The sequence below is a fragment of the Cryobacterium sp. TMT3-29-2 genome (genome assembly GCF_004564305.1).
GTDB classification, from domain to species: domain Bacteria; phylum Actinomycetota; class Actinomycetes; order Actinomycetales; family Microbacteriaceae; genus Cryobacterium; species Cryobacterium sinapicolor.
This window is the reverse complement of sequence record NZ_SOGK01000033.1, coordinates 16,854-29,825: the sequence shown is the minus strand read 5'-3', so window position 1 is coordinate 29,825 and position 12,972 is coordinate 16,854. Positions and strand designations below refer to the sequence as shown.

The window sequence follows — 12,972 nt, the reverse complement described above, 5'->3', positions numbered from 1 at the left end:
GCGGGTTCCGGCGGCGACGCGGGTTCCGGCGGCGACGCGGGTTCCGGCGGCGACGCGGGTTCCGGCGGCGGCGGCGACTTCGGCGGCGGCGACTTCGGCGGCGGCGACTTCGGCTTCTAGGCCGTCCCACTGCCGCGCGTGCGCCCAATCTGCCCCCTTGGCGCCGCCGCAGAGACACATTGCGCGCACGCGCGGCTGGGTTGCGGCGACGGCGGGACTGTAACCTGAGGAATGCCGGCGGACGACGCCGTGACTCCCCGGCTGCGGCATCCGCCGCCGGGCAGGCGAGATCGAACAGGGCTGGTTACCGTGCGTGAAGCGGGGGTGTTGATCGTGCTGCGGCACGGCGAGAGCACCGCGAACGCCGCCGGGCTGTTCACGGGCGTGCTGGATGCGCCGCTGTCGAACCAGGGAATCCGCGAGGCCTCTGGGGCCACCGCCCTGCTGAACGCGGCACTGCCCCTCGACGTGCCGCGGGTCGATGCGCTGCCCCACCTCGCAGCATCCGTCACCCTGTTCACCTCGACCCTGGCGCGCGCCCGGCAGACGGCCGCGATCGTCGCCGCCGGGCTGGCCTGCCCCCTGGCCGGCTGCGACGCCGACTGGCGGTTGAATGAACGCAACTACGGCGCGCTGACCGGTCGATCCAAGGACGATGTGCGCGCGGAATTCGGTGAGGAGCAGTTCGTGGCCTGGCGCCGCTCGGTCGCCGAGGCCCCGCCCGCCATGGGCGACCGGCTCTACGACGAGTTCGCCGGCACCGCCCTGTTCCGCGCGCTGCCGCCGGCCGCGCTCACCCGCACCGAAGCGCTGAGCGACGTGATCACCCGAGTGGATGCCTTCCTCACCGAGCGCGTGGCGCCGCTCCTCGCCCGCGGCGAGACCGTGCTCGTGGTCGCGCACGGCAACTCCCTGCGGGCCCTCTGCGCGGTAATCGACGGTCTCGACGACCGGCAGATCCGCGACCTGAACCTACCCACCGGGCAGCCGCTGGTCTACCGTTTCGACGCCCGGGGGCACCCCGCGCCGGCCGGCGGCCGCTACCTCGACTCCGTCACCGCGCTGGCGGCCGCCATCACGCTCGCGAACGAGGGCGGCACCTAGCGATCACGGGCGTTCGCCCCTGGGCCTGACACGCTCCGGCGTGCGCGCCGCTCAAGCGCCCGTCGCCCAGCCTGTCTGCGCCCCGCGCGCGACCCCGGCCGACTGGCCGAGGGCAAGGATTCGGCACACCGTGGCGGCGGTCCGTTCCAGGTTCGCCGGGCCATCCGTCAGCGCGCGCTGGAGGTCGCTGACCTCCTGCACGATCGGCACCAGCGCGGCGAAGCCCTGGTCGTAGAGCACCTCGGCCCCCGGTCCAACCCGGCCCGCGAACGCGACCACGGGCACACCGTGACGCGCGGCAGCCTCTGCCACACCGAGCGGGGTCTTACCGTGGAGGGTCTGCCCGTCGATGCTACCCTCGCCCGTGAAGACAAAGTCGGCCCCGCTCAGGCGCTGCTCGAGGAGGGCAGCCTCCATCACCACCTCCACGCCGCGGCGCATGCGGGAGTCGAAGCAGGCCAGGAAGGCCGCGCCGAGCCCGCCGGCCGCACCGGCGCCGGGAAGATCTGCCACGGAACGTCCGGAGTCCGCGGCGAGCACCCGCGCGAAGACCGTGAGCGCCTCCTCGAGGTCCAGCACGGCCTGCGGATCGGCGCCCTTCTGCGGGCCGAAGACGGTGGAGGCCCCGTCGGGGCCGAGCAACGGATTGGCGACGTCGCTCGCAATCTCGAACGACGCGGACCGCGCCCGCGGGTCGAACCCCTCCAGATCGATCCGGCTCAGTCGCGAGAGCTCAGCGCCACCGTTCCCGAGGTCGCGTTCGTCGGAATCGAGCAGCCGCGCGCCGAGGGCATGGAGCATCCCGGCCCCGCCGTCATTGGTCACCGAGCCGCCCAGCCCAACCACGAACCGGCTCGCGCCTCGGTCCAGCGCATCGGTGATGAGCTGCCCGACGCCGAACGTGCTCGCGCTGCGCACGTCGCGGTCGGCCGAGGCCACGAGGTGGATGCCGGCCGCCGCAGCGACCTCGATGATCGCCAGTTGCTCGGCGGCCACGTAGCCGTAGGCGGCCTGCACCGGGCGACCGCAGGCATCCTGCACCTCGGTCACCACGAATTCGCCGGCGCAGGCGGAGACCAGCGCCTCCACGGTGCCCTCGCCGCCGTCCGCCATCGGCACCCGCACGCACTGGGCGGTGGGGAACACGGAACGGATTCCTCGCTCAAGGGCCTCGGCCGCCTCGGCGGCCGACATGGATTCCTTGAACGAGTCGGGAGCCAGAACGAACTTCATGCTGTTGATCTTCCCGGTCCCGGGCACCCGCTGCAACTGCGCGGCTCCGGAGGCCGCATCCGTTGCACCCGCGTAGGCTCGAAACCATGCGATTCGGACTCTTCATACCTCAGGGCTGGCGTCACGACCTGGTCGATATCGATCCCGCCGAGCAGTGGGCGACCATGAGCGGCCTCGCCGCGCACGCCGACGCCGGTGAGTGGGAGTCGATCTGGGTGTACGACCATTTCCACACCGTGCCGGTGCCGAGTGCCGAGGCCACCCACGAGGCCTGGACGCTGATGAGCGCGTTCGCCGCCACCACGAAGCGGGTGCGCCTCGGCCAGATGTGCACCTGCATCAGCTACCGCAACCCGGCCTACCTCGCGAAAGTCGCCTCGACCATCGACATCATCTCCGGCGGACGCGTCGAAATGGGCATCGGCGCCGGGTGGTACGAGCACGAATGGCGCGCCTACGGCTACGGCTTCCCCCGTGCAGGCGAGCGCCTCGCCCGCCTCGACGAGGGTGTGCAGATCATGCGCCAGGCCTGGACCACCGGCACGGCCACCCTCAACGGGCAGCACTACCAGGTGGACGGCGCCATCGTGCGGCCCCTCCCGTTGCAGGACGGCGGCATCCCGGTCTGGATCGCCGGCGGCGGCGAGAAGGTCACCCTCAAGATCGCGGCGAAGTACGCGAACTACACGAACTTCGACGGCTCCCCCGAGGGCTTCACACACAAGAGCGAGCTGCTCGAGGCGCACTGCCAGGCGGAAGGCACCGAGTTCGGCGCCATCACCCGCTCGGCGAACTACAACACCGTGATCGGGGCGACGGATGCCGAGGTCGCCGACAGGCTCGACGCCATCCAGTCCCGGGTCACGCCCTTCCTCGGGGAAGACGGCGCGACGGCGTTCATGGCCGAGTACCGCAGCGGCGAGGCGCAGGGCGTCGGCACGCCGGAACAGGTCGTCGATCGCCTGAACGGTATGAAGGCACGCGGCCTCGGCTACGCGATCCACTACTTCCCGGAGGCCGCCTACGACCGCTCGGGCCTGGAACTGTTCGAACGCGAGGTCATGCCCGCGCTGCGCTGATCGGGCGCAGTCCCCGCCGAGTTCGACACTTCCGGTCGAGTTCGATCCGCACACCACTCGAACTCGACCGAAACATTCGGCGCACTCGGCGCATTCGAGCGCACGCGGCGCATTCGAACGCACGCGGCGCATTCGAGCGCAAGGATGGAACCATGAGCAACACCAGCACCGACGCCGGAGCCGCGACCCCGGCCGGCCCCGCCCGCATCACCTGGGAGGAGGCCGGGCAGACCCGCTCGGCCCTCTGGCACTCGGAGAGCGGCTGGGCGCCGCCGCAACGCGTCATCATCGCCGACGACACCCTGACCGCGGATTCCGCCTACCGCTTGGCCCAGAACGGCACCGGCATGCTCTGGCGCGGCGACTTCCAGAACGCCCGCCAGCTGCTCAGCGCCCTCGCCCGCCGCGCCGACCGCGGCCGGCACGCGCCCACGACCGACCTGGCCGCGGCATTCCGGCACCACCGGTCCGAGGCGTTGCGCCGTGCCCGGCTGCTGGCCCTGGTGCTCGTGCCGCTCGACGCCGACTACACCGTTCCGCTCCGTCGCGCGCCCGACGTGCGGCGCGCCTGCACCGAGACTTACGGCCCGACGACGGATGCCTCGGTCACCGCCCTGCGCGAGCTCGTCGGCGTCATCGGGGCGCACGAGTGGCGCACGACCGGCGTCGACGTGCCCGCGCTCGGCGCCCGCATCCACCCGCACTACGGGGTCTTCTCGCCCGTGCGCGGCGAGTACCTCGACCTCGTCAACACCGCCCCGCTGCCGGCGGCCTGGGCCGGGGGCGCGGGTGAGACCGGCGCAGGCGAGTCCGGCTCGAGCGCCCGGGCCGCCTCGGCGTTCGACATCGGCACGGGCACCGGGGTGCTCGCGGCGGTGCTGGCGCGGCGTGGCATCCGTCACGTGGTCGGCACCGACCAGGAGCCGCGGGCGCTTGCCTGCGCGCGCGAGAACATCACGCGGCTCGGGCTCGCCGGTTCGGTCGAGATCGCCCGGGCCGACCTGTTCCCCGCCGGCCGCGCCGACCTGGTGGTCTGCAACCCGCCATGGATCCCCGCGTCCGCCGTCACCGCCACCGACTTCGCCGTCTACGACCCCGACAGCCGGATGCTGCGGGGCTTCCTGTCGGGGCTGGCCGACCACCTCGAACCGGCCGGGGAGGGCTGGCTCGTGCTCTCCGACATCGCCGAACACCTCGGGTTGCGCTCCCGCGGCGAACTCCTCGACCTGATCGAGGATTCCGGCCTCGAGGTGGTCGCCCGTCTGGACACCAAGCCCGTGCACGGTCGCGCCGCCGACGCATCCGACCCCCTGCACGCCGCCCGGTCGAAGGAAGTGACGTCACTCTGGCGGCTTCGAGCCGTCCCGGCGCCGGCCCAGGCGCCGGACGTCGCCGCCGACGTGGCCGACGCTGCTCGCTGAACCGTCACGTTTGAGGGGTCGGCGGCGGAGTACACCCCTCAGACATGTCGTTTCGGGCGCTACTCGAGGTTCTGCTTACCGCTCTTGGTCGCGGCGAGCCTCCAGCGGGACCAGGGCCAGATGCCGTCCATCTCCACCTCGAGCGAAAAACTGAGCAGCACCCGGATCACCACGATCGCGCCGAGCACCAGCACGCTCTCCGGGGTTGGATCCACCAGAATGGTACGGATGATGTCGGCGATGATCAGCACTTCGAGTCCGAGCAGGATGGCCCGGCCCAGATTGCGCCGCAACTCCTCGTAGGCTCGCTGCCGGGTGTCCGCCCGCAGCACGGCAGGCACCGCGGCGAGGAACGCGGTCGCACCGCCGAGCACCATGATGGCCGCGCCGGCCGCCTCCACGACCCGCACGACCGCCGAGATCACCTCGTCAAAGTTCATCGGCGGCGCTCCTCGCTGCATGGTCGCTGCATGGTCGCTGCGACGATAGCGCGGGCGACCCCGCCGGTCGAGCCGTCCGCGCGGTCGACCCCTGCCTTGAGAGTCGCCGTTTGCGCCCACAATCGCCGGCGGGACGGCGTCACTCGGCACTATCGGCGATTCTCGACGTCTGAGCCGCGGGCGGCGGGCCGCGGCGCTCACCCGACCGTGCCCGTTCCGGTCGAGAGTGACCCGCGGAACGGACACTTTCGACCGGAACGGGGGTTTTCGGCGAGCGAAGGGCGGGAACACGGCGATTCGTTGCGAGTTATGGCAAGAAAACGCTCGCGGCCTCCCGCTACTCTGGACCGTGGCGCCGGATGGCACCGAAACGCACGCTGCACGGCTCCAGCCCGCACCACCGCACCACCCCGCCGCGACCGCGGCACTCACGAAGAACGGAGGTTCCCATGTCGAATTACATTGCGCAAGATGCACTGGTCGGTGAGCCCGAGGTTCTAGAGGATGCCGCCAGCACCGTCGCCGCCGACCCGGCAACCCACCCGGCCTGGCTCCGCCTCAAGTCCGCGGCCACCGCGCTGCAGGCCAGCCAAGCGCAGGACGGCTCGATTCCCGTCGCCGACGCCCACACGGATGCCGCGGCGCACGTCGACGTGATCGTCGCAGCCATCGACGAGCTCGCCCCGCTGTTCCCGCACGACGCCGCCTACCTCACGGCCGTGAACGTGGACTTCACCCGCTGGTGCAGCGAGGGCTTCGGCGTGCCGGACTTCTTCGACTCCCTGATGGTGTTCCAGCCGCAGCAGCAGCGGGCCGACGGCATCCGTCACCTGGTCGTGTTCCCGATGTACACCCAGAACGGCAGCACGAACCGTTTCGTCGAGGCCGTGCTGATCGAGGTCATCTGGCCGGAGTTCATCGACGAGCTCGAGCAGGAGTACACGAACGGTCTGTTCGTGCCGATCCGGTTCCTCGACTTCACGCCCGGCTACGACACCAACTCGGCCGTGCTGTTCCCCGAGACCGTCGCCATGCGCCAGATTCCCACCTTCACCTGGGGTGCGATTTTCGCCGACCGCGAGGCTGCCCGGTTCCGTCGAGTCGTGCGCGCGGCCGCCGAGATCACGCGTCTCGAACTGCCCGCCGACGCGGCGGCGCTGCTCGACGACCAGCACCTGGCCGAGGAAACCTTCGTCATGTGGGACCTCATCCACGACCGCACGCACATGCGCGGCGACCTGCCGTTCGACCCGTTCATGATCAAGCAGCGGATGCCGTTCTTCCTCTATTCGCTCGAGGAGCTGCGCTGCGACCTGACCGCATTCCGCGAATCGGTCACGATCGAACGCGACGAGAATGCGAGTCCGGAGGCGCGCAGGCACGCGAAACTCGTGCAGTATGCCGTGATCTTCGACCGGATCTTCCGGTTCGCGATCAGCGGCAGCCGGGTGCGCAACTACGACGGGCTGGGCGGGCAGCTGCTGTTCGCGTGGATGCACCAGCACCACGTGCTGCACTGGACAGACACCCGGCTCACCTTCGACTGGGCGGCCGTGCCCGACGTCGTCATCGCGCTCGGCGCGCAGATCGACGACCTCTACTGGGAGTCGATCGACCGGCCGAAGAAGTCCCACTGGCTGGCCGCCTACGACATGATCGCGAAGACGCTCACGCCGAACCCGGCGTCGCAGTGGGCTCGCGGCCTGCCGTTGGACGTGCTCGCCGGCGCGCCGAAGGGCTACACCGACCTCGTGCTCGACGACGAGTTCCCGCTGTCGATGTTCTTCGAGGCGCTCGACAAGAAGATGAAGCCCGTGATCGAGTCGACCGCCGGGCTCACCGGGCGTGACTGATTCCGCTGCCGGCCGGGCCGTTGCCGGTCGCACCGTGCTCATTGCCGGTGCGACCACCGCGGCCGGCCGCGCCGTGGCCATCGCGCTGACGGATGCCGGCGCGCGCGTGATCGCGGTCGGCTCCAACGCCGAGCGCCTGCAGGGCCTCCAGGCCGAGGTCACCGGCGCCGAAACGTATGTCTGCGACCTCGGCGTCCTCGCGGAGGTCACGGCGCTGGCCGACGCCGTGCACGCCGAGCACGGCCGCATCGACGGCCTGATCCACCTGGTCGGCGGCTGGCGCGGCGGCGGCGGACTGGCCGGCCAGTCCGACGAGGACTGGGACTTCCTGCACGCGCATGTCGTCACCACGCTCCGCAACACCACTCGCGCGTTCAACGACGACCTGCTGGCCTCGCCGGCCGGGCGCCTGGCGATCGTATCCAGTGTCTCGGTCGACAAACCCGCCCCGGGCGGCGCGAACTACGCCGCCGCGAAGGCCGCCGCCGAGACCTGGACCCGCGCGGTCGGTCAAGGCTTCGCCAAGGCAGGCTCGGATGCCGCGGCGGTCGTCTTCGTCGTGCGTGCCCTCGCCGGGCTGGAAACCGAGCTGGCGACTGAGGTCGTTTCCCTCTGGGACCCGCCCGCGGCATCCGTCAACAATTCCCGGATGCTCCTGGCCCCGCCGACCGAGTGAACCGCTGACAGTTGGAGGGAAGAGCGGAAGCCGGCCGGCCGCAACTCGCGGCACGCTAGCGTGGGACCAGGCTTCGAAGGGGTAGGCATGCTCGAAATCAGGTCCATCAACAAGCGCTACGGCACCCGGAAAGTACTGACCGACGTGAGCTTCGGCGTCGACGGCGGACGCCTGACCGGTTTCGTCGGCGCGAACGGCGCCGGCAAGACCACCACCATGCGGATCATCCTCGGTGTGCTGTCGGCCGACTCCGGCACGGTGCTGCAAGACGGCGTTCCGCTGTCCAGCGACGACCGTCGCCGCTTCGGCTACATGCCGGAGGAGCGCGGCCTCTACCCGAAGATGCGGGTCGGCGAGCACCTCGTCTACCTGGCCCGCCTGCACGGGCTGAGCCCGGCATCCGCCCGCCGCAACACCGCCGAGCTGCTCGACCGGCTCGGACTCGGCGAGCGCACCGGCGACCTGGTGCAGTCCCTCTCGCTCGGCAACCAGCAGCGCGCCCAGATCGCGGCCGCGCTCGTGCACGACCCGGAGTTCCTCGTGCTCGACGAGCCGTTCTCCGGCCTCGACCCGCTCGCCGTCGAGGTGGTCATGAGCGTGCTCTCCGGCTTCGCCGCCCAGGGCGCGCCGGTGCTGTTCTCCTCGCACCAGCTCGACATCGTCGAGCGTCTCTGCGACGACGTCGTGATCATCGCCGACGGCGAGATCCGGGCGAACGGCCCCCGCGAGCAGCTGCGCGAACAACACAGCAGCCCCCGGTTCGAACTCCGCACGGCCGCCACCGCGGAGTGGATCCGCGCCGTGCCCGGCATCTCCGTGCTCGACCTCTCCGACGGGGTCGCCGTGTTCGAGACCGAAACGGATGCCGCCAGCCAGGCCGTCCTGCGCCAGGCTCTCGACCTGGGCCCGGTCACGTCGTTCAGCCAGCAGCGCCCCAGCCTCGCCACCATCTTCAAGGAGGTCGTTCAGTGAGCACGCCCCGGAACGACCTCACCGGCACGCCGCACACCGACCGTGCGCAGGTGCGCCCGCGGTACCCGGCCCCGAGCTTCGCCCGGAGCGTGTGGCTCGTCGCCACCCGCGAGATCGTGGCGCGGCTGCGCAGCAAGGCGTTCCTGGTCTCCACGGGCATCCTGCTGCTCATCTCGATCGGTTCCGTCGTCGCCGGCAGCATCGCGAGCCAGAACCAGACCCTGCCCAAGGTGGCCGTCGTCGGTGCCGCCGCCCAGATCGTGGAGCAAACCGAGTCGTTCACGACGGTGAAGGCCGACGACGTCGCCACTGCCGAGGACCTGGTGCGGGACGGCACCGTTTCCGCTGCGGTCGTTCCGTCCACCCGAGCCGATGCCTTGCTCGGCGTGCGCGTCATCGCCCTCAGCTCCCCGCCGGTCGGCGTGCTCGCGGCCCTGAGCGTTACGCCCGCAGTGAGCGTGCTGGAGCCGACCTCGCGGCAGAGCGACGGCCTGGTCTACCTCGTCTCGCTAGGTTTCGGGCTGGTCTTCTTCATGTCGGCGATCACGTTCGGCTCGACCATCGCGCAGAGCGTCGTCGAGGAGAAGCAGACCCGGGTCGTCGAGATTTTGATGACCACCATTCCGGTGCGCGCTCTGCTCGGCGGCAAGGTGGTGGGCAACAGCATCATGGCCTTCGGGCAGATCGTGGCGATCAGCTCGCTGGTGGCGATCGGCATGGCCACAACCGGCCAAATCAGCCTGCTGGGCACCGTCGGGCCGTCGATCCTCTGGTTCGCCGTGTTCTTCGCGTTCGGCTTCATCATGCTCGCGGCGCTGTTCGCCGCGACCGCCTCGATGGTCTCCCGCCAGGAAGACGTGGGCTCGGCCACCTCGCCGGTGCTGTTCCTCGTGATGATTCCCTATTTCCTGGTGATCTTCTTCAACGACAACCCCACCGTGCTCGCGATCATGTCCTACATCCCGTTCTCGGCCCCGGTCGGCATGCCGATGCGCATCTTCCTCGGCACCGCCGCCTGGTGGGAGCCGCTGCTCTCGCTGGCGATCCTGCTCGCATCGACGGCCGTGGTCATCCTGCTGGGCTCCCGGATCTACTCGAACTCCCTGCTCCGGATGGGAGCCCGCGTCACGTTGCGCCAGGCCCTGCGCGGCTGACCCGACCCCGAACCAATTCGACGGAGATTGTGCCCTGACGGCCGCGTTTCGGCCCGAAAACACCGTTTCAAGGCACAATCTCCGTCGAATTCGCACACCGAGCGCACAGAACCGAGGCAGACGGATGCGCAAAGATGGAGTGGTGACTCAACTCCATGACCTTTCCTCGCGCGGGTTTGCCTCCGACAATTACTCCGGGGTGCATCCCGAGATCCTCGACGCGATCGTCGCCGCCAACGGCGCGCACCAGATCGCCTACGGCGAAGACGTCTACACGGCCAGGCTGCAGCAGGTCTTCGCCGAACACTTCGGCGCGGGCGTGGAGGCCTTCCCGGTCTTCAACGGCACCGGCGCCAATGTGATCGGCCTGCAGTCGATGCTGCCGCGCTGGGGCGCCGTGATCTGCGCATCCACCGCCCATATCAACACGGATGAGGCGGGCGCCCCCGAAAAGGTGGCCGGCATCAAGCTCCTCACCGTCGACACCCCCGACGGCAAGCTCACCCCCGCTCTGATCGACCAGCAGGCGTGGGGCTGGGGCGACGAGCACCGGGCTCAGCCACTGGTCGTGTCGATCACCCAGACCACCGAGCTCGGCACCGCGTACACCGTCGACGAGGTGCAGGCCATCGCCGACCACGCGCACGCCCACGGCATGAAGCTGCACATGGACGGCGCCCGCCTGTCCAACGCCGCCGCCTCGCTCGGCCTGCCGTTCCGCGCCTTCACCCGCGACGCCGGCGTCGACGTGCTCAGCTTCGGCGGCACCAAGAACGGCATGATGTACGGCGAGTGTGTCGTGGTACTGAACCCGGAGGCATCCGCCGGCCTGATCTACCTGCGCAAACTGAACATGCAACTGGCCTCGAAGATGCGCTTCATCTCGGCCCAGCTGATCGCGCTGCTCGGCGGCGACCTCTGGCTGCGGAACGCCGGCCACTCCAACGCCATGGCCCAACGGATGCGCACCGCTCTCGAGGCCGGCATCGCCGCCGGTCAGATCGAGGGTTTGTCCTTCACCCAGAACACCCAGGCCAACGCGATCTTCGCGATCCTGCCGCCCGGCGTGGCCGATCGCCTTCGCGGGCACTTCCGGTTCTACGATTGGAACCCTGCGACCAACGAGGTGCGCTGGATGTGCGGCTTCGACACCGACGAGGCCGACATCGACGCATTCGTCGCGGCCCTGATCCGAGAGCTGGCAGCCCGATGAACGTCTTCGAGAACAAACCCTGGCTCGGCTCCTACGCCCCCGGCGTTCCAAGCACCATCCAAGAGCCGACCGACACGCTCTCCGACATGATCGAGACCTCCGCGCGCCGGTTCGGCCCCAGTGTGGCACTCGACTTCTTCGGCGCCACCACCACCTACGCCGAGCTCGGCGAGCAGATCTCCCGCGCCGCGAACGGCTTGCTGCGCCTCGGCGTCAAGCCCGGCGACCGGGTGGCCCTGGTACTGCCGAACTGCCCGCAGCATGTGGTGGCCTTCTACGCCGTGCTGCGCCTGGGCGCGATCGTGGTCGAGCACAACCCGCTCTACACCGAGCGCGAGCTCCGGCACCAGTTCGAGGACCACGGCGCCCGCGTCGTGATTGTCTGGGACAAGATCTACAAGACCGTCACCGATTTCCCCGCCGACCTGGGCCTACGCACCGTGATCGCGGTGAACCTGACGGAGGCGATGCCGCTCGCCAAGCGGCTCCTGCTCAAACTGCCGATAGCGAAAGCCCGCGAGTCGCGCGACGCCCTGACCTCAGGCCCCTTGGGCAAGGATGCCTTCACCTGGGCCGGCATCGTCGGCTCGCGCAAGCTGCGCCACAGCCACCCGCGCCCGAAGGTCACCGACACGGCCGCGCTCCAGTACACCAGCGGCACCACCGGCACCCCGAAGGGCGCCATCCTCAGCCACTTCAACCTGCGCGCGAATGCCCTGCAGGGCGAGGCCTGGGTGCAGGGGCTGCGTCCCGGCGAGGAAGTCTTCTACGCGGTCCTGCCCATGTTCCACGCCTACGGCCTGACCCTGTGCCTGACCTTCGCGATGGCCACCGGCGCCCGGCTCGTGCTGTTCCCCAAGTTCGACGAGGGACTGCTGCTCGATGCGGCCCGGCGCACCCCACCCACGTTCATGCCGGCCGTTCCGCCGATCTACGACCGCCTCGTGAAGGCCGCGGCGGCGAAGAATGTGAGCCTCCGCAGCGTTCGTTACGCCATCTCGGGCGCGATGAGCCTGCCGGTGTCGATCGTGGAACGCTGGGAGGCCGCCACCGGCGGGCTGCTGGTCGAGGGCTACGGCATGACCGAGGCCTCGCCGATCGCCGTCGGCAACCCGATGGGCCCCAGCCGACGCCCCGGCACGGTGGGCGTGCCGTTCCCGAGCACCGAGATCCGCGTGGTGGACCCGGACGACCCCACCGTGAACCGCGGAATCGAGGAAGAGGGTGAGCTGCTCATCCGTGGCCCGCAGGTCTTCTCCGGCTACTGGGACCAGCCGACCGAGACCGCCAAGACCCTGCTCGAGGGGGGCTGGCTGCGCACCGGCGACATCGTGCGGGTCTCCGCCGACGGCTTCGTCACGGTCGTCGACCGCATCAAGGAGCTCATCATCACCGGCGGCTTCAACGTGGCGCCCTCCGAGGTCGAGGCGGCCCTGCTGTCGCATCCGGATGTCGCCGACGCCGCCGTCGTTGGGCTGCCGAGCGCGAACGGCGGCGAAGACGTGGCCGCCGCGGTGGTGCTGGCGCCGGGTGCCACCCTCGACGTGGACGCCATCCGCACCTACTGCCGCACCCGGCTCTCCGCCTACAAGGTGCCCCGCACCGTCGTGGCGGTCGACGAGTTGCCCCGGTCACTGATCGGCAAGGTGCTGCGCCGCGAGGTGCGCGCGGGTCTGATCGAGGAGTAGCGCCCGGGCTCCCCCGCAGCCCGATCAGCCGACCTCCGGCTCGCCCGTGCGCTTGAATCGTCGTTCAGTACGCGCCACACCGACAATTCACCCGCACTCGCACGCCGGAGGTCTCGGCGGCTCGGTGATCGAGCCGCAC

11 protein-coding genes are annotated in these 12,972 nt (G+C 70.2%); 9 read left to right on the top strand and 2 right to left on the bottom strand.

Translation table 11 applies throughout. The features are described 5' to 3' along the window. Positions 1 to 309: 309 nt before the first annotated feature. The gene (locus tag E3O67_RS04655) at positions 310 to 1,104 is read left to right on the top strand and encodes a 2,3-diphosphoglycerate-dependent phosphoglycerate mutase (RefSeq protein WP_241981985.1); all 795 of its coding nucleotides are present in this window, start codon (positions 310 to 312) and stop codon (positions 1,102 to 1,104) included. Between the two features lie 51 nt (positions 1,105 to 1,155). On the opposite strand, the gene E3O67_RS04650 is transcribed toward E3O67_RS04655, so the two are convergent. After that, complete coding sequence (locus E3O67_RS04650; RefSeq protein ID WP_134428926.1) at positions 1,156 to 2,337, bottom strand: glycerate kinase; 1,182 nt, start codon at positions 2,335 to 2,337, stop codon at positions 1,156 to 1,158. 86 nt (positions 2,338 to 2,423) lie between these two features. On the opposite strand from E3O67_RS04650, the gene E3O67_RS04645 reads away from it, so the two are divergent. Together E3O67_RS04645 and E3O67_RS04640 are read left to right on the top strand one after the other, a co-directional pair. Next, positions 2,424 to 3,416 carry an LLM class F420-dependent oxidoreductase gene (locus E3O67_RS04645; RefSeq protein ID WP_134428924.1) on the top strand — a complete coding sequence of 331 codons (993 nt, stop codon included), beginning with the start codon at positions 2,424 to 2,426 and terminating at the stop codon, positions 3,414 to 3,416. A gap of 152 nt (positions 3,417 to 3,568) precedes the next feature. Next, positions 3,569 to 4,837, top strand: coding sequence for a class I SAM-dependent methyltransferase (locus E3O67_RS04640; RefSeq protein WP_134428922.1), 1,269 nt, complete (start codon positions 3,569 to 3,571; stop codon positions 4,835 to 4,837). 59 nt (positions 4,838 to 4,896) lie between these two features. On the opposite strand, the gene E3O67_RS04635 is transcribed toward E3O67_RS04640, so the two are convergent. Continuing rightward, positions 4,897 to 5,277: a DUF1622 domain-containing protein gene (locus tag E3O67_RS04635; protein WP_134428920.1), complete on the bottom strand. Its 381-nt coding sequence runs from the start codon at positions 5,275 to 5,277 to the stop codon at positions 4,897 to 4,899. 449 nt (positions 5,278 to 5,726) lie between these two features. Between E3O67_RS04635 and E3O67_RS04630 the strand changes: the two genes are divergently transcribed. From E3O67_RS04630 to E3O67_RS04605, 6 genes are all read left to right on the top strand, one after another. Beyond that, positions 5,727 to 7,130 carry a DUF6421 family protein gene (locus tag E3O67_RS04630; protein WP_134428917.1) on the top strand — a complete coding sequence of 468 codons (1,404 nt, stop codon included), beginning with the start codon at positions 5,727 to 5,729 and terminating at the stop codon, positions 7,128 to 7,130. After that, on the top strand, positions 7,123 to 7,806 hold the full coding sequence (locus tag E3O67_RS04625) for an SDR family oxidoreductase (protein WP_241981984.1): 684 nt from the start codon (positions 7,123 to 7,125) through the stop codon (positions 7,804 to 7,806). Before E3O67_RS04630 ends, E3O67_RS04625 begins: the two co-directional genes overlap by 8 nt. 87 nt (positions 7,807 to 7,893) lie before the next feature. Next, positions 7,894 to 8,778 (top strand): ABC transporter ATP-binding protein, encoded by an 885-nt coding sequence (locus E3O67_RS04620; protein WP_135102081.1) that lies wholly within the window; start codon positions 7,894 to 7,896, stop codon positions 8,776 to 8,778. A gap of 50 nt (positions 8,779 to 8,828) precedes the next feature. Continuing rightward, positions 8,829 to 9,932, top strand: a complete 1,104-nt coding sequence (locus tag E3O67_RS04615; RefSeq protein WP_134428946.1) for an ABC transporter permease — start codon at positions 8,829 to 8,831, stop codon at positions 9,930 to 9,932. Between the two features lie 124 nt (positions 9,933 to 10,056). After that, the gene (locus E3O67_RS04610) at positions 10,057 to 11,145 is read left to right on the top strand and encodes a low specificity L-threonine aldolase (protein WP_174776791.1); all 1,089 of its coding nucleotides are present in this window, start codon (positions 10,057 to 10,059) and stop codon (positions 11,143 to 11,145) included. Continuing rightward, positions 11,142 to 12,833, top strand: coding sequence for a long-chain-fatty-acid--CoA ligase (locus E3O67_RS04605; RefSeq protein WP_134428914.1), 1,692 nt, complete (start codon positions 11,142 to 11,144; stop codon positions 12,831 to 12,833). Before E3O67_RS04610 ends, E3O67_RS04605 begins: the two co-directional genes overlap by 4 nt. Positions 12,834 to 12,972: the final 139 nt, after the last annotated feature.

Coding starts and splice junctions, on each gene's coding strand:
- E3O67_RS04620 (WP_135102081.1), top strand. CDS start 7,894: ATGCTCGAAATCAGGTCCATCAACAAGCGCTACGGCACCCGGAAAGTA.
- E3O67_RS04640 (WP_134428922.1), top strand. CDS start 3,569: ATGAGCAACACCAGCACCGACGCCGGAGCCGCGACCCCGGCCGGCCCC.
- E3O67_RS04650 (WP_134428926.1), bottom strand. CDS start 2,337: ATGAAGTTCGTTCTGGCTCCCGACTCGTTCAAGGAATCCATGTCGGCC.
- E3O67_RS04635 (WP_134428920.1), bottom strand. CDS start 5,277: ATGAACTTTGACGAGGTGATCTCGGCGGTCGTGCGGGTCGTGGAGGCG.
- E3O67_RS04645 (WP_134428924.1), top strand. CDS start 2,424: ATGCGATTCGGACTCTTCATACCTCAGGGCTGGCGTCACGACCTGGTC.
- E3O67_RS04610 (WP_174776791.1), top strand. CDS start 10,057: ATGCGCAAAGATGGAGTGGTGACTCAACTCCATGACCTTTCCTCGCGC.
- E3O67_RS04630 (WP_134428917.1), top strand. CDS start 5,727: ATGTCGAATTACATTGCGCAAGATGCACTGGTCGGTGAGCCCGAGGTT.
- E3O67_RS04605 (WP_134428914.1), top strand. CDS start 11,142: ATGAACGTCTTCGAGAACAAACCCTGGCTCGGCTCCTACGCCCCCGGC.